Below are 19952 nucleotides of genomic sequence, written 5' to 3' on the forward strand. Positions count from 1 at the left end.
TATGAAAATTGTAAATTCTGAAGATATAAGAAATTTGGAGAAAATTTTAGAAGAGCAATATAAGATTCCAACTCTTATGTTGATGGAGAATGCCTCGATCTTTCTTTTTAATTTCTTAAAAGATAATATCCCAGATTTAAAAAGCAAGAATGTGGCTATTCTTTGTGGTCCTGGGAATAATGGGGGAGATGGTGTTGCTTTAGTTAGGCACCTTCTAAATTATGGTGTGAAAAATGTATACGTGTTTTCTTATTTTTGGGATAAAAAAATATCAGATCTTTTAAAAATTCAACTGAGCCTTATAAATGATGTTCTTATATTAGATTTAAAGGCTAATTATAAAGATCTAAGCTTGTTTGATATTATTGTAGATGGAATATTTGGAATTGGGTTAAAAAGAGATATCGAAGATAATCTTAAAAATATTTTCGAATATATAAATGAATTAAAAAAATTTGTAATTTCTATAGATGTCCCTTCTGGAATTGACTCTGATACTGGTGAAATTAGGGGTTCTGCTATAAAGTCCTCATATACTTTAACTATGTTTTATCCTAAAAAGGGATTTTTTGAATATCCTGCTATAGAGTATATTGGAAATTTAGTAGTAGGTAGACTTAACTTTGGGGATATGTTTTTGGATTCTATAGTAAAAAGTAATATGGAGCTTGTGGATGAAAATATGGTACAAAAGTTAATTCCTGTTCATACTAAGATGGTTTATAAAGGAAAAAAAGGAAAAGTATTAATTATTGGGGGATCTTTGAAATATACAGGAGCACCGATTCTTTCTGCTTTATCCGCTTTAAGAAGTGGGGCAGGTATGGTCTATCTTTCTGTACCAGAAAGTATTCATATGATTTACAGGGCTTTATATCCCGAAATAATATATATTCCTCTTAAAGAAATTGATGGTTATATTTCTTCGGAAAATTTAGATTATATTATTGAGTTTATAAATAGCTATGAAATTGATGCTATAGGTTTAGGACCTGGTATCGGATTATATTCAGACACTAGTTTTTTTGTCAAAGGACTTATTACGAAAGTAGATATTCCTATAGTGGTAGATGCTGATGCTTTAGTATATATCAAGGATATTTTGGAAGAGATAAAAGGAAAAAAGATAATTATTACACCTCATTATGGAGAGATGTCGAAAATTTTAAATCTTCCCGTTGGTTATATACAGAAAAATAGATTCTTGATTGGTGAAGACTTTGTAAGAAAATACAAAATAAACTTAATACTTAAAGGTCCTTATTCTTTAACCTTTACCAAAGAAGGACAAATTTATGTAAATCCTTTTGCAGATTCTTTACTTGCTACTGCAGGATCTGGTGATGTTCTTACTGGTATTTTAGCAAGTCTTTTAGCCCAAGGCCTTAGTGAGAATAATGCATGTATTTTAGGGAACTATATTCATGGATTTTCTGTTAATTTTTGGAAGAGAAATAGAGGAAATTACGGTATGATTTCGTCAGATATTATAGATTTTCTTCCAGATATTTTTATGGAAACCTTTAAAGGAAAAAGTATTTAAAAATCTCTATTAGACCTAAAACATCTTCTTCTTTTGCCACATAATTTGCTATTTCTTTTAATTGTGGATGTCCATTATATGGTGTTGCTTTATATTTTAATTTACTTAAAAAGGAGAGATCTCCTAAACTATCTCCTATACCTAATACCTCATCATAGTCTAATCCTTTTATTTCCAAAAGGAGATCCATTCCTGCTCCTTTATCTATTCCTTTAGGAGTAATATCTACTGCAATAGAGGAATAAACTAATTGAAAGTTTGGAAAATTTGTTTCGATTAATTCTTGAGACATTTTTGCTAATTCTGGTACAGGAATATCTTTTTCTGGAAATATGGATACACAAACTTCTTTACCTGGCTCTATATGTCCATAGCCTTTTAATTTCTCTTTTAAAAATTTTTTGAGTTCTTCTCTCTGCCTTAAAAATTCTTCTTTTATTTTGGGATGCAAAATTATATCATCTTTATCAATTAGATATATAATGCATCCATTTTCTCCTATAGAATCCTCAAATTGGCCTATTGCTTGAAGCATTGCTTCTATATATGGTTTTGATCTTCCTGTGTTTAAAGATATAGGAGGAAGAAGTTTAAGATGGTCTCTAATCCATTTTAGCCCATCTAAGTCTAAGGGATATCCTTTATCTTTGGTTATACATCCTTCTATATCTGTTAATATCAATTTTATGTCCATGGTATGAAAGTTTATCGAAAATTATGATTCTTGTCAAACTTTATAAAATATTGTAGAATGCCATTGAAAACACTAATATTCAAGTCTTTAAACTAAGGAGGCGAAGATTATGTCAGGACATTCTAAGTGGGCAAATATTAAACACAGAAAAGCTGCAGCAGATGCTAAAAAAGGAAAACTTTTTTCAGCTTTAAGTAAGGAGATTATTATTGCAGCTAAACAAGGCGGAGGAAATCCAGAAACTAACCCCCGTTTAAGAGCTGCAATTGAGAGAGCAAGAGAAGCTAATATGCCAAAGGAGAATATTGAAAGGGCTATAAAGAGAGGTACAGGAGAGATTCCTGGTGTAACATATGAAGAGGTTACCTATGAAGGATATGGACCAGGCGGTGTAGCTGTAATGGTAGAAGTAGTTACAGACAATAAAAATAGAACTGCTTCGGAAATAAGAAGAATATTTACGAAACACGGTGGAAGTTTAGGAGAGGCAGGATGTGTGGCATGGATATTTGAAGATAAAGGTAGCATTTTTATTGATAAGGAATGTGTTAAGGATGAGGATCAATTAATTAGTGATGCTTTAGAAGCTGGCGCAGAAGATGTTCAAATAAGTAGTGATAGTGTTGAAATAATAACAGACCCCCAAAACTTTTCTGAAGTTAAAGCTAAATTACAAGAAAAAGGATATGTAATAACTCAAGCTGAAGTAACAAAAGTTCCGAAGAATTTAGTTCCAGTAGAAGGTCCAGATGCAGAAAAACTTCTTAAGCTTATGGAAGAGCTTGAGGATCATGATGATGTACAAAAGACTTATGCTAATTTTGATATACCTGACGAGATCTTACAAGCTCTATCTTAGATGAAAGTTTTAGGACTTGATCCTGGAACAGCTATAACTGGTTTTGGCATTTTAAATAAGGAAGAAGACTATATTAATGTTATAGATTATGGGGCTCTAATAACTCCTTCTAATTGGAGTTTAGGAAGGAGATTAAATTATTTATATGATCAAATCTCAGCTCTATTAGAGAGTTATGATCCTGACATTGTTGTGATGGAGAATATATTTTTTAATAAAAATGTAAAAACTGCTATAAGTATTGGGCAATCCCAAGGTATAATTTTGCTTGCTGCTTACCAACACCAAAAAGAGATATTTATGTTTAGTCCTTTAGAGGTTAAATTATCAATAGTTGGATATGGAAGGGCATCCAAAAGCCAAATCCAATATATGGTCAAAGAAGTCTTAAATTTGAAAGATATTCCTAAACCAGATGATACTGCTGATGCTTTAGCTATTGCATTAGCATATATTTATAGCAGAGGGGAGAATATTTAATTGTCATTTTTTCATTCAATAGAAGGGAAATTAGATAAGATATATGATAATTTTGTGGTAGTGAGTTTGGATTTTTTTAGTTTTAGGATTATTTTGGGAGAAAAGGACCTGATCCTTTTGGGTAATAATATAGGTCAAAAAGTAAAGATTTATATCTCTGAAAGTATCGATAAGGAAGAGATTAAGATCTTTGGTTTTTTGGATGAGAATAAAAGAGATCTTTTTGAAGATCTTAAACGTATAAAAGGGGTAGGGGAGAAAATAGCATTAAGGATTGTAAATTATTTCTCTCCAGAGGAATTTAATGAAATCTTAGAAAATGAAGATATAAATGCTCTACTAAGAGTTCCAGGAATTGGCAAAAAAGTGGCTCAAAAAATATTCTTGGAAAAGAATGGGTTATTGCCCAAGGAGAAAAAGGAGGAAAGTACTATAAGGAAAGCTTTATATAACTTAGGTTATAATAAAGAAGAGGTTAATGAGGTTATGAAAGAGATTAGAAAAAAATTTAAAGATTTTGAGAATATAGAAGAGATTATTAAATTTGCTCTACAAAGATTATCTAAGGAATTATGAAAATGAGAAAGATTCCAGCCTCTTCTTTAACTCAGAGGGAACCTCTCTTAGATAATATTTTAAGACCTAAAAATCTTTCTGAGTTTATTGGACAAAAAAAGATAAAAGAAAGACTTAGTTTGATAATAAACGGTGCTAAAAAAAGAAAAGAACCTATAGATCATATACTATTTGTAGGTCCTCCTGGTGTTGGTAAAACTACTCTTGCTTTTATTTTAGCAGAAGAGCAAAAGGTTTCAATAAAAGCTATTTCGGCTCCTTCTTTACAAAAAATAGGGGATCTTGTAGCTCTTTTGACAAATGCTCCAGAAAATGGAATTGTTTTTATAGATGAAATCCATAGATTATCTTCATCTTTGGAAGAGATATTGTATTCTGCCATGGAAGATAGAAGTATAAGTTTTATTGCTGGCAAGGGACCTGGAGCAAGAGTACTTAATTTTAAGCTTCCTCCTTTTACCTTAGTAGGTGCTACTACAAGACCTGCGCTTCTTAGTAATCCTTTGAGGGATCGCTTTGGTTTTATTGCCTCTCTTGATTATTATTCTCATGATGAGATGGTAGAAATTATTAAGAGGTCTCAAAAATTACTTGGTATAGAGCTTTCTGAGGAAGGCGTACATGAGGTTGCTAAAAGATCAAGAGGAGTACCAAGAATTGCAAATCGTCTTTTAAAAAGAATAAGAGATTATATAGAAGTGGAGGAAATGGGAATTATAGATAAAGAAGAAGTGAAAAAAATTCTTGACCTTATGGGGATAGATGATAAGGGTTTAGATGATTTAGATAGAAAGATCCTTTTTACCCTTAGAGATAAGTTTTCTGGTGGACCTGTAGGTATAAAAACCTTAGCTGCTGTTCTTAATGAGTCTCCTGAAACTATTGAGGTAGTTTATGAGCCATATCTTTTAAGAATAGGTTTTATTCAAAGGACACCAAGAGGAAGAATAATAACTCCCCTTGGACTTTCTCATTTAATGAGGTGCTCTGATGGAGGATAAAAGAATATTTCTTCATATATGTTGTGCTCCTTGTCTTACTTATCCTTTGAAAGTTCTTAGAGAGGAAGGTTATGAAATTACTGGTTTTTGGTATAATCCCAATATTCATCCTTATACCGAATATTCTCTCAGACTTTCTACTCTTAAATCCTTTGCAGAAAGTCAGAATTTACAAGTAGTGTATGAGGATGATTACGCTTTAGAGGAATTTATAAGACAAGTAGTTTATAGAGAAGATAATAGATGCCCTGTTTGTTATTACATGAGGCTTAAAAGGACAGCCCAAAAAGCAAAAGAACTTGGATATAAGCTCTTTTCTACCACTTTATTGGTAAGCCCTTATCAAAAACATGATTTAATAAAAGATATAGGCTATCTTTTAGCAAAGGACTTTGGTTTAGAATTTTATTATAAAGATTTTAGAGTGGGATATAGTGAGGGAGTCAAGCTTTCTAAGGAGTATGGTCTTTATAGACAGAAATATTGCGGATGTATATATAGTGAAAAAGACAGATATTGGAGGGAAGGAAAAAAATGAAATATCATATTTTGTTTAATCCTACTTCTAATAGAGGAAAGGCTGAAAAAATATATCCAAGACTTATAGATATTTTAGATAGAGAGGGATTAGATTATTCAATAGAATATACTATTGGTGGTAAAAAAACTTTTGAACAGGTGGAGAAGGCATTGGATAAAGGAGTAGATGTGGTAGTTGCAGCTGGGGGTGATGGTACTATAAATGAGGTGGTTAATGGGCTTAAGGGTAGAGGAATTTTAGGAATAATCCCTCTTGGAAGAGGTAATGATATAGCTATATCCTATGGTATCCCAAGAAATATAGAAAAATCTATAAAACTTTTAAAATCCCAGAATATAAGAGAAGTGGATATTGGAGTATTAGATGGAAGATATTTTGTGGGTATAGCAGGAACTGGTTTTGTAGGAGATGTAAATTATAATTCGAATAAGCTGAATTTGACAGGATTTAAAGGGTATGTTATTTCTGTTTTTACCACATTAAAGGGGTTCAAATATCCAGAGTGCGAGATTTTTTTTGACTCTATAACTTGGAAAGGTAGAATTACGTTGGTGGCTTTGGGAAATACGATGTATTATGGTGGTGGTATGAAATTACTTCCTAATTCTAAGGTGGATGATGGTTTTCTTGATATAGCTATTGCTCAAAAGATTCATACTGCGGAGTTGATTGCTACTTTTCCTCTTGTATATATAGGAAAACATACCATTAATCCTCATGTAAAATTTTATAGGAGTAAAGAAGTAACAATAAAATCAGATAGTGAACTTATAATTAGTTATGATGGTGAGCTTATAACAAGAAACGAGATTACCTTTAAAACAATGCATAAATTTCAAAAGATTATAGGGGGTATGTAACTATGGACTTTATGGGTAAAGTACTTATTTTTTTGGGAATTTTACTTATAATTTTAGGATTAGTTTTTCTCTTTGTAGATAAAATTCCTTTATTAGGTAAACTTCCTGGAGATATTAGAATAGAGAGGAAGAATTTTGTTTTTTATTTTCCATTGACTACCTCTATTCTTTTGAGTCTTTTCCTTACCATAATCATAAATATCATATTGAGACTCAAAAAGTAAAGTTATGTTAAAATGAGGATACTTTTACTATTGTTTATTCTTTTTTCTTTATCCCTTTTTAGTTTATCCTATTCTCAAGAGGTTCCAACTTTAAGAATTGGTATTGAAAAGATTGATGGTGAGGTTTTCTTCTCAAATATAGGTGAGATTATTACAGACTATCTTAACATTAAGGTTGAAGGTAAGGGGATTATAAAGATTATAGTTAAGGATGGTAGTGCTATTATAGAAGCAGAAAATGGTATACTTACAACTACTTTGCCAATTAAAATCTACCCGGATGGGTATTATTTAAATTATAATAACGATTTTTATCGTGGATATATGGAGATATCAAAAAGTGGATGGTTAATAAATGTGATAAATACGGAAGATTATTTGTTGTCAGTAGTACCATCAGAGATGCCTGCTTACTATCCCTTGGAAGCTTTAAAAGCACAAGCAGTTGCTTCACGAACTTATGCTTTAGCTAATATAGGTAGACATGGAGAATTTGATCTTTGCAATACTACTCATTGTCAAGTCTATAAAGGGATGAAAAAAGAGAATGAGAAATCTACAAAAGCAGTAATGGACACCAAGGGAGAGGTAATTGTATATAATGGTACTCCTATAAAAGCTTTTTTCCATTCATCTTCAGGTGGTTGTACCGAAGCTTGTAAATATGTTTGGGGACAAGATTTACCATATTTGCAAAGTGTTAAAGACGTGGATGAACTTTTATTAGACGCATGGACAAGAGAGGTAACTTTAGGAGATCTTTTGGTCAAAATAAGATCTTTAGGAATTTCTTTGAGTAATGAATTTTCTATAGAAGTAGAGAAAACGCCATCAAATAGAGTATATAATATAATTTTTAAGGATGACTACGGAGTATATTATGTTAAAGGTACGACTTTTAGATATTTATTTAATCTACCAAGTACTTTATTTAATTTTTCCTTGAATAGTTGCGGTCAAATCTTAATTGTGGGTAGAGGGAATGGACATGGGGTAGGTCTTTCTCAGAAAGGCGCAAAATTTTTGGCAGAAAAAGGTTATAATTATAGAGAGATTTTAAAATACTATTATCAAGGAGTGGATGTTGTTAAATGGTATTGAAATTGTCAGATTATGATTATTATCTTCCTGAAGAACTTATTGCTCAAGAGCCGGCTGAACCAAGGGATTCTTCTAAACTTATGGTGGTAGATAGGAGTACAGGAGATATCTCTATCCATATTTTTAGAGATATAAAGAATTTTTTAAAAAAAGGAGATGTATTAGTACTTAATAATACAAAAGTCGTTCCTGCAAGGATATATGGAAAAAAGGAAACTGGTGCTAAGATTGAAATACTCCTTTTAAAGAAAACAGCTGATAAGGAATATGAGGCATTAATAAAGCCTGGAAAAAGAGCCAAAATTGGTTCAAAGATATTTTTTGAAAAGGATATTTATGCTGAGGTAATTGAAAGAAATATGGAAGGAATCTTTGTTTTACGCTTTTCACAGGATAATATAGAAAGCATTCTTCCAGAGATCGGAGAAGTACCTTTACCTCCATACATTAAAAAGCCAATAAAAGATCCAAATCGTTATCAGACTGTTTATGCTGAAAAAGAGGGTGCTGTTGCTGCTCCAACAGCTGGATTACATTTTACACCTGAACTTTTGGAAAATTTGAAAAACATGGGAGTAGAGATATTATATGTCACTCTTCATGTAGGGCTTGGTACCTTTAAACCCGTAGTGGTTGAAGATATTACCCAACATAAATTAGAACCTGAATATTTTGAGTTATCAGAGGATGTAGCCTATAGGATAAACAAAGCAAAGGAAGAAGGAAGAAGAGTTATCGCTGTTGGTACTACAGTAACGAGGGTTCTTGAAGCTCAAGGAAGATCTGGGAGAGTAGAATCTGGAAAGGGTTTGGTTTCCTTGTTTATATATCCTGGTTTTGAATTTAGAATTCTTGAGGGCCTTATAACCAATTTTCATCTTCCAAAATCTACTCTTCTTATGCTTGTTGCAGCATTTATGGGGTATGATCTTATGAAAAAGGCATATCAGAAAGCTATAGATGAAAGATTAAGATTTTATAGTTTTGGGGATGCCATGTTTATATATTAGGAGATATAAATATGATTTTTGAGAAAATATTAGATGATAACATAACAAAAGCAAGATTAGGAAAATTAAGAACCTACCATGGAGAGATTAATACTCCTGTTTTTATGCCTGTTGGTACGCAAGGTGCTATAAAAACTGTTACTCCAGAAGAAGTAAAAGAGTTAGGAGCTGAAATAATTCTTTCTAATACTTATCATTTGTTTTTGAGACCTGGTCACGAATTGATAGAAAAAGCTGGGGGGCTTCATGTTTTTATGGGATGGGATAGGCCAATATTAACTGATAGTGGGGGTTATCAAGTTTTTAGCCTTGCCAGATTAAGGAAAATAGACGAAGAAGGTGTTTACTTTAATTCTCATATTGATGGTACTCAATATTTTTTTACTCCAGAACTTGTTATGGATATACAGAAAGCTTTAGGTTCAGATATTATAATGCCTCTTGATATATGTTTAGGATATGGTGCTTCATACTGGGAAACTAAAGATGCATTAAAAACTACTATTTCCTGGCTAAAAAGAACTATAGACTATAAAGAAAAGATAGGGAATTCTAATCAGATTCTTTTTGGTATTGTACAAGGTGGTTTTTACAAAGAACTTAGAAAAGAGGCTGTTGAAAAGCTTTTAGAATTTGATTTAAAAGGTATAGCTATCGGGGGTATAAGTGTAGGTGAGCCTAAGGAAGCCATGTATGAGATAATGGGGTATACCTTAGATTTACTTCCCAAAGATAAACCAAGATACCTTATGGGAGTTGGGGCTCCAGAGGATTTGATAATTGGAGTTTCCATGGGAGTAGATATGTTTGATTGTGTTTTACCTACGAGGCTTGCAAGACATGGTGTTTTTTATACAAAAGAGGGAAGAAAAAATGTTAAAAATGCAAAATATAAAGAGGATTTTACACCTTTGGAGGAAGATTGTGATTGTTATTCATGTAAAAAATTTACCAAGGCTTATATAAGACATTTATTTTTACAGCATGAGACCCTTTCTTATAGACTTCTCACAATTCATAATTTAAGATTTCTATTTAGACTTATGGAAGAAATAAGAAAAAGTATACAGGAAGGGAGGTTTGGTGAGTTCAAAAGAGAATTTCTTTATAAGTATTTGATCTCTGATAAAGAAAATAGATTGGAGAAGGAGGATATATGGAACAAGCTGTTAATTTATTAGGTTTAATAGTTGTTTGGGGAGTTTTCTTAGCTATTTTTTACTTTATCCTTGTAATTCCCCAAAAAAAAGAAGCTAAAAAGAGAGAAGAAATGTTAAATTCTCTAAAAGTAGGGGATAAAATAGTAACAAAAGGGGGATTGATAGGGCAGATAGTAGCTATAAACAAACAGAAAAGGACAATACAAGTTTCTTTTGCAAAAGGTATAGTTTTTGAGATGCTGCTTGATGGAGTTGCTTATCCTTTAAAAGATTAGCAGAGAAAGGGGAGATATGAAATAATGAATATAAGGACAGAATATAAAACAGCTTTTATTGTACTTCTTTTGGGTGTAGCCATCTGGATTCTCCTTACTTTTCCATTTAGATTTGGATTAGATATTAGGGGCGGTATTAGGGTTACATTACAATGTCAAAAGGCAGAAGGAGTTGAGATTACAGATGATGCTGTGAGAAGAACTATCGAGGTCATTAGAAATCGTATAGATCAATTAGGAGTTACAGAACCTTCTATCTATAAAGAGGGTACAGATAAGATTGTAGTAGAGCTTCCTGGTATAAAAGATCCAGAAAGAGCACTGGAAATTATTGGTCAGACTGCTTTACTTGAATTCAAAGATGAAAAAGGAAATACTATACTGACTGGTTCTGCGTTAAAGAGTGCAAAAGTGGAATTTGATCAAGTTGGACAACCTATGGTCAGGGTAGAGATGAACCCTGAGGGTGCTAAGATATTCGCAGATTTTACTGCTAAAAATGTAGGAAAGCAGGTTTTTATTGTACTTGATGGTAAGGTAATATCCAATCCTGTAATAAAAGAGCCTATAACTGAAGGAGTGGGAGTGATAACAGGAAGATTTACTTTTGATGAGGCACAAAAACTTGCAATACTTCTTAGGGCTGGAGCTTTACCTGTACCTGTAAAGGTTATTGAAAATAGAACTATCGATCCAACCTTAGGAAAGGATACTATGGAGTCTGCTTATAGGAATGGAATTATAGGTGGAATCCTTGTTATCTTGTTTATGATTCTTGTTTTTAGAATGATGGGACTTGTAGCAGATATTGCTCTTTTAGTCTATATAGTATTAGATCTTGCTGCTCTTAAGCTTTTAAATGCCACTTTAACTTTACCAGGTATTGCAGGTATTATTCTCTCTATAGGTATGGCTGTAGATGCTAATTGTTTAATTTTTGCAAGAATGAGAGAAGAATATGCAAAGGGTAAAACTCCTATAGCAGCTTTAGATTCTGGCTTTAGGAATGCCTTAAGGGCTATTATTGATAGTAATGTTACCACTATCCTTGCAGCATTAATACTTTTCTATTTTGGGACAGGACCTATAAGAGGATTTGCAGTAACATTGTCATTAGGTGTGGCTCTTAGTATGTTTACATCTATTGTAGTGACAAGAACTCTTCTTGAGAATTTGTTATCGCTTCCTATATTTAAAAAAGCATCAAAGTTACTTGGATTTTAGGGAAGGGAGGAAAAATCGTGAAAAGGGAAATAAATTTTTTGGGGAAAAATGTGAGAAGATTTTTTCTTATCATGTCTCTCATTTTTATAATAGTTGGAATGGTGTTCTTTTTTACAAAGGGGTTGAATTATAGTATTGATTTTCAAAGCGGAAGTGTTATTTATTATAAATTGTCTTCTCCTCTATCTTCTGATCAGATTTCAAAGATAAGAAATATAGCGAAAAGCCTTTATGACAAAGCCACAGTACAGACAGGATCGGAGGGTAAAGAGATTTGGATAAGAACGAAATTTTTAAATGAAGAAGATGTTAAAAAACTTTCTTCAGAGATTGAGAAAGTTTTGGGGAAATATGAGGGTAGAGAACTAACTACTATTGAGCCAACTATAAGCAAAGAACTCAGAGAAAAGGCTATTCTTGCATCTATTTTAGCAATAATCATAATGCTTGTGTATATAACTATAAGATTTAGATTTGATTTTGCAATTTCTGCTATTGTAAGTGAAGCTTTTGTTCTTTTGGCTACTATCTCTCTATTTTCTATTTTCCAATGGGAAGTTAGTCCATCCTTTATAGCAGCTATATTAACTCTTTTAGGTTATGCTATTAATGATAATATAATAATATTCGATAGAATAAGGGAGAATATGAAACAGAATCCAAAAGAAAATTTTACAACTCTTGCTAACAAAAGTATTAATCAAACCCTGGCAAGAACTATATATACAGTTTTAACTACTTTATTAGCAATAACACCTTTTCTTATATGGGGTGGATCAGTTTTAAGATCTTTTATAATTGCTTTGTATTTTGGAATAATAATAGGTACTTATAGTACTATATACATAGCTACATCTTTACTTTGTGAGTGGAAAGATATACATAGTTCATAGATGATGAGAAAATGGATTCTTCTTTTTGAAGAAAATAAAGGGCAGGAAGAGGATCTTGCAAGAAAACTTGGAGTTTCATCTCTTCTTGCCCGTCTTCTTATAAATAGAGGAATTAATGAGGTAAACAAAGCAAAAAAGTTTCTTTACCCCAAAATGGAAGACTTATATGATCCTTCTTTCTTTTTTTCAGATTTTGAAAAGGCTATTAAATATTTATTAAAGCTTCGGGAAATAAATGGCAAAATTCTTATCTTTGGAGATTATGATGTTGATGGTATTACAGCTACAACTATTCTTTATAGTGTATTATCCAATTGGGGTTTTAATGTTTCTTATTATATTCCTCATAGATTAGAAGAGGGATATGGACTTAAAGAAAAAAGTATTAAGAGAGCTTTAACTCAAAATGAATTTGTAAGGCTTATATTGACTGCAGATTGTGGTATTAAGAATAAAAAAGAAATAGATTATTTAAGAAAGAATGGTATTGAGGTAATTGTGACGGATCACCATATTCCAGATGAAACATGTATTCCAGATGCTTTATTGGTTTTTGATCCTTATTTAAATAATTATCCATACCCATATATGGCGGGTGTAGGAGTAGCATTTAAGTTTTTAAAGGTTTTAGGGGATGCTATAGGTAAAAATATTTATAATGAAAAAGGTGTATTAGAACTTGTAACCTTAGGCACCCTGGGAGATATGATGGAATTAAAGGATGAAAACAGAATACTTGTGAAATATGGATTAGAAAAGATCTTAAATTCGGATATTTTAGGTTTGAGAGCTCTAATTAGGAAGGCTGGCTTGGATCGCAATACCCTGATAAGTACTAAAGATATAATCTTTAGCATTACTCCCAGAATAAATGCAGTAGGAAGATTTAAGGAAGTAGAGGAAGCAGTAAGACTTTTTCTAACCGAAGATGCAGATGAAGCAGAGTCTTTGGCAGATAAGCTTGATGAATTTAATAGGAAACGAAAAGAGGAAGTAGAAAGAGTCTATGAGATGGCAAAAGAATTAGTAAAGTATGAGGATTTAGAGAAAAATCGTGTAGTTTTTTTGTATAGTGAAAATTGGGGAAAAGAGGTAGGAGGAGTTATAGGGGTTGTTGCCTCAATGTTAAGTGAGGAATATAACCTTCCATTCTTTCTTGGAAGAAAAGAGGGTGAAATGATTGTCTTCTCAGGTAGAGGAGTGGAAGAGGTAGATTTGTTTGATTATATATCTAGGCTATCCTCATACTTAATAAATTATGGTGGGCATAAAGGTGCGGTTGGGTTCTCTATTCTAAATAAAGATTATGTAGATTTTAAATTAGAGGCAATAAATACTGCAAACAATCTTTGGAAAGACTTGGATTTTACACCTAAAGTAAAAATAGATGCTGAAATATCTTTAGATAAGGTCAGCAAAGAATTTTTATCCAAATTTCTTTCTGAGCTTGATTTATTACCGCCTTTTGGCCCTGGTAATGAGGAGCCAAGATTTAAGATAAATTCTACAACTTTTACAAATTTTGAAAAGATGGGTAATGGTGCAAGATATAAAATAAAGATAGGAGATATAACAGGAAGAGTTTTTTCGGCTCCCATCTTTTCCCTCAGTATAGGAGAAGAGACTTTTAAGGATATTCCTAAGACAGTAGATATTGTTTTAAAAATAGAGAAAGAAGGGTATCAAGGGAGAGAATATTTTAATTTCTATCTTGAGGAGTGGAAAGAATCTGAAGAATCCTTAAAGAGTATTAAAAGAGACAAAATTAAGTATATATTATATTTTGTTGATAATATATTTGAAGTGTTAAATCTTATAGATGAGATAAAGAAAAGAGAAAGAGATTATATCATAGTATCTCCTAATTGGAATGAAAATTTTGGGGAATTAAATTTGTGTTCTCCATGGAGTTTAGAATCAATTCAAATTAACAAAGATACAATTTTATTATGGGATGATTCAGAGTTATTTTTGAAGGAACAAGTTTTTCAAAAATTTTTAGAAACTGTTAAGAATTTAAAAAATCCTATTATTTTTATTTCTTACCTTAAAAATGAGGAAAAAAGATTAATGCTTTCAGATCTTTTAGGAATAAAAAATCTTCGTTTACCTAATAAGGTATATACGCCTTCTTTTACAGATGCAAGGTTTTCTAAAACAAGAGATAAAGATATTAGATCTTTTGAAGGAAGAGATGTATATTTTTATCCTAACAAGATACCAAACAAAATATATAAATGTTTGGTATTTTTAAAACCTCCTCTCACAGACTTAGAGTTTATCAAGTGGTCAAGGTTTGGTCGACATATTATTTTGCTTTTCGGAAAAGATGAGTTTATTGAAGGTTATAAGAGGATGCAAGAAAAATTACCATATTTAGAAAAAGAAGAAAGGGAAATATTTACCAATTTGGTTCAAAATTTTCTTCAGTTTCTACAGAAGGCAAAGCCTTCTGAAATATATTCTCTTCTTTTATAAGTACTTTCCTTGCTATAGTTAGAAAAGCAGTATGTGCTACCATTCTATGATAAGGTCTTACAGATAGACTCTCTATCTGCCATGGTCTAAGAAGGGTTTCTATTGTTTCAATAAGGGTGAAAGATTTAAAGCTTTCTAAGCATTCTACTGTTTTTTGAACTTGTAATATGGTAGGTGTATAAATTACAAGTATTCCACCTGGTCTTAAAACTTTATCAATATGTTTAATAGCTCTCCATGGTTCTGGGAGATCAAGAATAACTCTATCTATATCTTTATCTTCTTCGTCTATTTCTTGATATATATCCTTTAATCTTAATATATGATTATCTCTTCTTCCTAAGAAATTTTCTATATTTATAAGTGCTCTCTTTGCAAAATCCTCTCTTATCTCGTAGGATATAACTACTCCTGTTTCTCCTACTGCTTGTAAAAGTGCTATGGTAAGAGCTCCAGATCCTATACCAGCCTCTAATACTCTTGCTCCAGGATAGATGTCTCCCCATACTAATATAGTGCCTATATCCTTAGGATATATAATTTGGGCACCTCTTGGCATTTCAAGGATATAGTCTGCATAGGTTGGTCTTAAAACTAATAGATTTCCACCATGGGATGATTTTATGATACTTCCTTCTTCGAGTCCTATTATGTCATTATGTCGTACATAACCCTTGTGGTAATGGAAGGTCTTGTCTTTTTCTAATTGAATAAGATACCGTCTTTTACTTTCCCAAAGGATAACCCATTCGCCTTCGGAGAGTTTTCCTTTTCTTCTTATTTTCATCTTTTCTCTTTATATCTTTTAAGTTTAAGTTTTGCTTCTTCCCAAGGATATGTATTTATAACATCTTCTTTTTTAAGCCAAGCCCTTCTTGCTACATAGATTCCATAATTTATAAGTGAATAACTACGAATATCATGACTATCTGTTCCTATAGATAAATAAATGCCATATTTCTCACGAGCTATCCTAGCATCTATATCGCATAAATCAAGTCTATCGGGTTGAGCATTTATTTCTAGTACGGTACCTGTTTCTTTAGCCCAATAAAGAATAGCAGGAAAATCCACTTCATAGGCTGGTCTCTTATTTATTAATCTTCCTGTAGGATGGCTTATTATATCTACCCATGGATTTTTGATAGCAGAAATCAATCTCTCAGTTATTTTCTCTTTTGGCTGTTTAAAGCCAGAATGTAATCCTGCAATGACAAGATCAAAGTTCTTTAAAACTTCCTCTGGTAAATCTATGCTACCATCGCTTAATATGTTAGCTTCGATACTATGTAAAATTTTAAAATCCTTATATTTTCTATTTAATTCATTGATTCTTTGTCTCTGCTTTTCAATTTGTTCTGGAGTTAAGCCACCTGCAACTCCAAGTGCTTGACTATGATCTGATATTACTACATATTTGTATCCTAATCTATATGCTGTCTCTACCATTTCTTCCAAGGTATTTGCTCCATCACTCCAGTCTGTATGTACATGCATATCTCCTAAAATATCTTTTTCCTCAATTAACTCTGGTAGTTTACCTTCCATTGCTGATTCTATCTCGCCTTGATCTTCTCTGAGTTCAGGGGGTATAAACTGTAGACCTAATAACTCGTAAATTTCCTCTTCTTTTTCTCCACATAACTTTTTGTTATCGCTAATTCTAAAAACTCCATATTCATTGATTTTTAATCCCTTCTTTATAGCTATTTCTCTTAGTTTTATATTATGAGCTTTAGATCCTGTGAAATATTGGAGGGCAGATCCAAAGGAGCCTTTGTCTACAACTCTAAAATCTACTTGGATTCCGGGTTCTACAATGATACTTGTTTTAGTTGTTCCGGCTGCAAGTATGTTTCTTAATATAGGTAAACTTTTTAAAACTTGGTTTACTTTTTCCATATCATTAGTGGTTATAAGAATATCAATGTCTCCTATGGTTTCTTTTCTTCTTCTTATACTTCCTGCTGGTACTATGTCTGTTACAAAGGGATATTGAGATAGGTAATTTACGATTTCTTCCACTAAGGGTAAGGCTACTCCTAAAGGTATTCTTTCTGATACTTGTTGTTTCTCTTTGTATTCTTTTATGGCTTCTAATATATTTTGCTCAACTTTTGGTCCAAGTCTTGGTAACAGCCTTATTTTACCTTCTTTTGCTGCCTTCTCTAAGGATTCTAAATCTTTTATTCCAAGTTCTGTGTAAAGTCTATAAGCGAGTTTGGGACCGATTCCTGGTATTTTTAGAAGTTCAAGGATTTCTGGAGGTATTTCTTTTCGTAATTCTTCTAAATAAGTTACTTTTCCTGTAGTTAAATATTCTTTTATCTTTTGCCCAATACTTTCTCCAATCCCCTTTATTTGATACAATTTCCCTTCTTTAAATAATTTTTCTATGTCTTCTGGTAAATTCTCTATTCTTCTTGCAGCCTCTTGATAAGCTGCAACTTTATATCTATTTTCTCCCTTTATCTCTAAAAGGGTGGCTATCTCATCTAATATTTGAGCTACATCTCTGTTCTTCATATTCTTATTATATCATTAATAGTTTTTGTATAGGATACTCAAATTTGTTAAATAAGATTTAAGTATTTTCTTTTTGATACTTTATATCTTGTAAGTAGTTTTTAGATATTGTAAAATATCTAAAATGGTGATGGGTAGAGGGAGGGAAATTTTATGAAGACTTTTAAAATTAGGGCTGATAAATTTTTGATTTATGCTCAAGAGATTGCATTAGCTTATAGTTCTCCTTGTGTTGATGTAGAGCATTTACTTTTAGGATTAATAAAAGAAGAAAATAGCATCGTTGGTGGAATTCTTAAAAGGGTAGGAGTAGATTTAAAGAGAATAAAAACAGAACTAGAAAAAGAAATTAAGAATCTCAAAACTGAAAAGTATGAAATGTATCCGATAAGCCCAAGATTGTCAAAAATTTTAGATTATGCTCAGGATTTTGCAAAAAAATTTGGTGATGATGCTATAGATTCTGAGCATTTACTTTTAGGAATATTAAAAGAAAATACATCTTTTGCTAGTAAAATTCTTAGTTCACAAGGAGTAAATTTAGATAAAATAATTAAGGAACTTCAAAGATAGTTAACTCAAATTAAGGGCTTTTCATTAATATTGCTTTTTGTTAATACCCTATGGTATAATCTTCAATGCTTGGAGAGGTGGCCGAGTCGGTTTAAGGCAGCCGCCTGCTAAGCGGTTGTACGGGCAAAAACCCGTACCGAGGGTTCGAATCCCTCCCTCTCCGCCATTTAAAAATCTTTAGAACCTAAATCTCAAAGATTTCGTGTGGGAATAAATAGTTTAACCTAGTAAGAATAAATTTGCCTTTATTTATTTTAAAATGAGTGACTGAGCAAGAGCTAACAGTAACTCTTCCAAAACCTAAGTAAGGAATTTCTAAAAAAACATATAAAGCTGCTCTTATTATTGCTCCATGAGTAAATATTGCTATTTTATGTTCTTGATGCTCTTCTAAGATAAATTCTTTTTCTAATTTTAATCTTTCATAGGCATTTTTAAAACTTTCACCTTTAGGAATTCTTCCTCTCTCAGTATGATATAACCATAAATCTCTCTCTATAGGATATTTTTCATGTACTTCTTTTACAGTAAGTCCTTCCCATTCACCAAAATCAAACTCTATCCAATTTTTTCTTATGATAATCTCCTTATTTAACTTTTGCGATAGAGGAAGAGCTGTTTCATAAGCTCTTTTTAAGGGACTTGAATAAATAAAATCAATATTTTCCCTAATTAAATATTCAGACAATATTTGGGCTTGTTTTTTGCCCTTTTCATTTAAGGGAACATCTGTTCTTCCCTGAAATCTTCCATCCCTATTCCAATCTGTTTCTCCGTGTCTTATCAGATATATTTCTCCCATACTAAAATGAAATTTTAACCGAATTTGTGCTTATAGTCTATAATAAATAATAAGAATTTTAATTAAATGTAATGAGGTAGATATGGGTCATAGGAAAGCAGATTTAATAGAAGACATTGACCATGGAACACCAGATTTTCATCTTTTTGTACATGAGGATATATTTGTCTATAAAAATGGTAAGATAGATCCTCATTGGCATAATGAATTTGAAATACTTTATATAAAAAAAGGTATAGGTAGATTTTATATTGATAGCTATGAGTATAAAATAAAGGAAGGAGAGTATCTCTTTGTCAATGGTGGTGCAATTCATTCTGGAGAGGAACTTATAAGAAGAACAATAGGATATGCAATTGTATTTGATCTTGGAATTCTTTATTCGGAGGAACCAGATTATTGTAAATATGAGTACTTTATGCCTCTTGTTAATAAAAAAATATATATACCAAATTTGATAAACGATGACAAAATAAGAAGAGATGTGGAAGATATTATTGAAGTTTTTATAGAAAAACCCTATGGCTATGAACTTTTTATTAAAGGCTTGCTTTTTAATATTTTTGGAAGACTTTTTAGATATTATGTACAACCTATTAAAACTGATGGTAGATTAGGTTATAAATTAGAGAGGATAAAAGATGTATTAAATTATATAAACAAAAATTATAACAAAGATCTTACATTGGAAGAGTTAAGTAAAGAAGTAGATATGAGTAAATTTTATCTTTGTAGATTATTTAAAGATAATCTTAAAATGAGTCCGGTGGAATATATAAATAAAGTAAGAGTAGAGAAAGCTATAGAATTACTTAGAAACACTGATTTGAGCGTATCTGAAATAGCTTTAGAATGTGGTTTTAATAACATAAGTTATTTTATTAAGGTATTCAAGAGATATATGCAGATAACGCCCCTCAAATTTAGAAAGCAAAATTATTAAATTTATAAAGGTATTTATAAATACTCAAAATCATTATAAACATTTAATTTTCAATCTATAATTAATCCATTCATGTTTTTAATGGAATTTTAATATAAAGCAAAATATTTTTATTTTTTACCAAAATTGTAGTAGAAGGTAAAATTTTATTAAAGATAAAATTAACTTGAAAGGTATGATTTTTTTAGG

The 19952-nt window shown here is 31.5% G+C and carries 21 protein-coding genes and 1 tRNA gene; 18 read left to right on the forward strand and 4 right to left on the reverse strand.

The features are described from left to right. Window position 1: 1 nt before the first annotated feature. Window positions 2–1543: an NAD(P)H-hydrate dehydratase gene (locus ACY3IT_RS03675; RefSeq protein ID WP_463083435.1), complete on the forward strand. Its 1542-nt coding sequence runs from the start codon at window positions 2–4 to the stop codon at window positions 1541–1543. On the opposite strand, the gene ACY3IT_RS03680 is transcribed toward ACY3IT_RS03675, so the two are convergent. Then, window positions 1524–2237 (reverse strand): HAD-IIB family hydrolase, encoded by a 714-nt coding sequence (locus ACY3IT_RS03680; RefSeq protein WP_463083436.1) that lies wholly within the window; start codon window positions 2235–2237, stop codon window positions 1524–1526. The genes ACY3IT_RS03675 and ACY3IT_RS03680 overlap by 20 nt on opposite strands. Before the next feature lie 109 nt (window positions 2238–2346). On the opposite strand from ACY3IT_RS03680, the gene ACY3IT_RS03685 reads away from it, so the two are divergent. The 14 genes from ACY3IT_RS03685 to recJ are packed head-to-tail and all read left to right on the forward strand — an operon-like array spanning window position 2347 to window position 14919. Next, window positions 2347–3096, forward strand: coding sequence for a YebC/PmpR family DNA-binding transcriptional regulator (locus tag ACY3IT_RS03685; protein ID WP_463083437.1), 750 nt, complete (start codon window positions 2347–2349; stop codon window positions 3094–3096). Next, entirely contained in the window at window positions 3097–3576 is a 480-nt protein-coding gene (gene ruvC / locus ACY3IT_RS03690; RefSeq protein ID WP_463083438.1) for a crossover junction endodeoxyribonuclease RuvC, read from the forward strand. It begins immediately after the preceding gene. Next, the gene (ruvA, locus tag ACY3IT_RS03695; RefSeq protein ID WP_463083439.1) at window positions 3577–4152 is read left to right on the forward strand and encodes a Holliday junction branch migration protein RuvA; all 576 of its coding nucleotides are present in this window, start codon (window positions 3577–3579) and stop codon (window positions 4150–4152) included. A 2-nt stretch (window positions 4153–4154) separates the two neighbouring features. Then, window positions 4155–5153, forward strand: a complete 999-nt coding sequence (gene ruvB, locus ACY3IT_RS03700; protein ID WP_463083440.1) for a Holliday junction branch migration DNA helicase RuvB — start codon at window positions 4155–4157, stop codon at window positions 5151–5153. Next, complete coding sequence (locus ACY3IT_RS03705; protein ID WP_463083441.1) at window positions 5143–5691, forward strand: epoxyqueuosine reductase QueH; 549 nt, start codon at window positions 5143–5145, stop codon at window positions 5689–5691. The genes ruvB and ACY3IT_RS03705 overlap by 11 nt, the downstream gene beginning before the upstream one ends. Then, window positions 5688–6554: a diacylglycerol/lipid kinase family protein gene (locus ACY3IT_RS03710; RefSeq protein WP_463083442.1), complete on the forward strand. Its 867-nt coding sequence runs from the start codon at window positions 5688–5690 to the stop codon at window positions 6552–6554. The genes ACY3IT_RS03705 and ACY3IT_RS03710 overlap by 4 nt, the downstream gene beginning before the upstream one ends. A 2-nt stretch (window positions 6555–6556) precedes the next feature. Beyond that, window positions 6557–6778: a DUF2905 domain-containing protein gene (locus tag ACY3IT_RS03715; protein ID WP_463083443.1), complete on the forward strand. Its 222-nt coding sequence runs from the start codon at window positions 6557–6559 to the stop codon at window positions 6776–6778. A 12-nt stretch (window positions 6779–6790) separates the two neighbouring features. Further along, the gene (locus tag ACY3IT_RS03720) at window positions 6791–7879 is read left to right on the forward strand and encodes a SpoIID/LytB domain-containing protein (RefSeq protein ID WP_463083444.1); all 1089 of its coding nucleotides are present in this window, start codon (window positions 6791–6793) and stop codon (window positions 7877–7879) included. After that, window positions 7870–8889 (forward strand): tRNA preQ1(34) S-adenosylmethionine ribosyltransferase-isomerase QueA, encoded by a 1020-nt coding sequence (gene queA / locus ACY3IT_RS03725; protein ID WP_463083445.1) that lies wholly within the window; start codon window positions 7870–7872, stop codon window positions 8887–8889. The genes ACY3IT_RS03720 and queA overlap by 10 nt, the downstream gene beginning before the upstream one ends. A gap of 11 nt (window positions 8890–8900) precedes the next feature. Further along, window positions 8901–10070: a tRNA guanosine(34) transglycosylase Tgt gene (gene tgt, locus ACY3IT_RS03730; RefSeq protein WP_463083446.1), complete on the forward strand. Its 1170-nt coding sequence runs from the start codon at window positions 8901–8903 to the stop codon at window positions 10068–10070. After that, the gene (gene yajC, locus ACY3IT_RS03735; RefSeq protein WP_463083447.1) at window positions 10046–10324 is read left to right on the forward strand and encodes a preprotein translocase subunit YajC; all 279 of its coding nucleotides are present in this window, start codon (window positions 10046–10048) and stop codon (window positions 10322–10324) included. The genes tgt and yajC overlap by 25 nt, the downstream gene beginning before the upstream one ends. 24 nt (window positions 10325–10348) lie before the next feature. Then, window positions 10349–11548 carry a protein translocase subunit SecD gene (gene secD, locus ACY3IT_RS03740; protein ID WP_463083448.1) on the forward strand — a complete coding sequence of 400 codons (1200 nt, stop codon included), beginning with the start codon at window positions 10349–10351 and terminating at the stop codon, window positions 11546–11548. Window positions 11549–11565: 17 nt separating this feature from the next. After that, window positions 11566–12441, forward strand: coding sequence for a protein translocase subunit SecF (gene secF / locus ACY3IT_RS03745; protein ID WP_463083449.1), 876 nt, complete (start codon window positions 11566–11568; stop codon window positions 12439–12441). Continuing rightward, window positions 12442–14919: a single-stranded-DNA-specific exonuclease RecJ gene (recJ, locus tag ACY3IT_RS03750; protein WP_463083450.1), complete on the forward strand. Its 2478-nt coding sequence runs from the start codon at window positions 12442–12444 to the stop codon at window positions 14917–14919. Here recJ and ACY3IT_RS03755 read toward each other — a convergent pair. Further along, window positions 14843–15706, reverse strand: a complete 864-nt coding sequence (locus tag ACY3IT_RS03755) for a tRNA (adenine-N1)-methyltransferase (RefSeq protein WP_463083451.1) — start codon at window positions 15704–15706, stop codon at window positions 14843–14845. The two genes, recJ and ACY3IT_RS03755, sit on opposite strands and share 77 nt — an antisense overlap. Then, a complete protein-coding gene (gene polX / locus ACY3IT_RS03760) occupies window positions 15703–17445 on the reverse strand; it encodes a DNA polymerase/3'-5' exonuclease PolX (protein WP_463083452.1) in 1743 nt (580 codons plus the stop codon). Before polX ends, ACY3IT_RS03755 begins: the two co-directional genes overlap by 4 nt. Before the next feature lie 153 nt (window positions 17446–17598). Here polX and ACY3IT_RS03765 point away from each other — a divergent pair, with 153 nt between their 5' ends. Beyond that, window positions 17599–18018, forward strand: a complete 420-nt coding sequence (locus tag ACY3IT_RS03765) for a Clp protease N-terminal domain-containing protein (RefSeq protein ID WP_463083453.1) — start codon at window positions 17599–17601, stop codon at window positions 18016–18018. A gap of 71 nt (window positions 18019–18089) precedes the next feature. Beyond that, window positions 18090–18184: transfer RNA gene (locus tag ACY3IT_RS03770), tRNA-Ser, on the forward strand. An 18-nt stretch (window positions 18185–18202) separates the two neighbouring features. On the opposite strand, the gene ACY3IT_RS03775 is transcribed toward ACY3IT_RS03770, so the two are convergent. Next, complete coding sequence (locus ACY3IT_RS03775) at window positions 18203–18820, reverse strand: histidine phosphatase family protein (protein ID WP_463083454.1); 618 nt, start codon at window positions 18818–18820, stop codon at window positions 18203–18205. A gap of 82 nt (window positions 18821–18902) precedes the next feature. Between ACY3IT_RS03775 and ACY3IT_RS03780 the strand changes: the two genes are divergently transcribed. Beyond that, window positions 18903–19763 carry an AraC family transcriptional regulator gene (locus ACY3IT_RS03780; protein WP_463083455.1) on the forward strand — a complete coding sequence of 287 codons (861 nt, stop codon included), beginning with the start codon at window positions 18903–18905 and terminating at the stop codon, window positions 19761–19763. Window positions 19764–19952: the final 189 nt, after the last annotated feature.

This window comes from Dictyoglomus sp. GBS, from assembly GCF_055179815.1.

Coding starts and splice junctions, on each gene's coding strand:
- recJ (WP_463083450.1), top strand. CDS start 12,442: ATGATGAGAAAATGGATTCTTCTTTTTGAAGAAAATAAAGGGCAGGAA.
- ACY3IT_RS03715 (WP_463083443.1), top strand. CDS start 6,557: ATGGACTTTATGGGTAAAGTACTTATTTTTTTGGGAATTTTACTTATA.
- ACY3IT_RS03685 (WP_463083437.1), top strand. CDS start 2,347: ATGTCAGGACATTCTAAGTGGGCAAATATTAAACACAGAAAAGCTGCA.
- ACY3IT_RS03720 (WP_463083444.1), top strand. CDS start 6,791: ATGAGGATACTTTTACTATTGTTTATTCTTTTTTCTTTATCCCTTTTT.
- queA (WP_463083445.1), top strand. CDS start 7,870: ATGGTATTGAAATTGTCAGATTATGATTATTATCTTCCTGAAGAACTT.
- yajC (WP_463083447.1), top strand. CDS start 10,046: ATGGAACAAGCTGTTAATTTATTAGGTTTAATAGTTGTTTGGGGAGTT.
- ACY3IT_RS03680 (WP_463083436.1), bottom strand. CDS start 2,237: ATGGACATAAAATTGATATTAACAGATATAGAAGGATGTATAACCAAA.
- ACY3IT_RS03780 (WP_463083455.1), top strand. CDS start 18,903: ATGGGTCATAGGAAAGCAGATTTAATAGAAGACATTGACCATGGAACA.
- ACY3IT_RS03710 (WP_463083442.1), top strand. CDS start 5,688: ATGAAATATCATATTTTGTTTAATCCTACTTCTAATAGAGGAAAGGCT.
- ACY3IT_RS03775 (WP_463083454.1), bottom strand. CDS start 18,820: ATGGGAGAAATATATCTGATAAGACACGGAGAAACAGATTGGAATAGG.
- secD (WP_463083448.1), top strand. CDS start 10,349: ATGAATATAAGGACAGAATATAAAACAGCTTTTATTGTACTTCTTTTG.
- ACY3IT_RS03705 (WP_463083441.1), top strand. CDS start 5,143: ATGGAGGATAAAAGAATATTTCTTCATATATGTTGTGCTCCTTGTCTT.
- ACY3IT_RS03675 (WP_463083435.1), top strand. CDS start 2: ATGAAAATTGTAAATTCTGAAGATATAAGAAATTTGGAGAAAATTTTA.
- ACY3IT_RS03765 (WP_463083453.1), top strand. CDS start 17,599: ATGAAGACTTTTAAAATTAGGGCTGATAAATTTTTGATTTATGCTCAA.
- polX (WP_463083452.1), bottom strand. CDS start 17,445: ATGAAGAACAGAGATGTAGCTCAAATATTAGATGAGATAGCCACCCTT.
- tgt (WP_463083446.1), top strand. CDS start 8,901: ATGATTTTTGAGAAAATATTAGATGATAACATAACAAAAGCAAGATTA.
- ruvC (WP_463083438.1), top strand. CDS start 3,097: ATGAAAGTTTTAGGACTTGATCCTGGAACAGCTATAACTGGTTTTGGC.
- ruvB (WP_463083440.1), top strand. CDS start 4,155: ATGAGAAAGATTCCAGCCTCTTCTTTAACTCAGAGGGAACCTCTCTTA.
- ACY3IT_RS03755 (WP_463083451.1), bottom strand. CDS start 15,706: ATGAAAATAAGAAGAAAAGGAAAACTCTCCGAAGGCGAATGGGTTATC.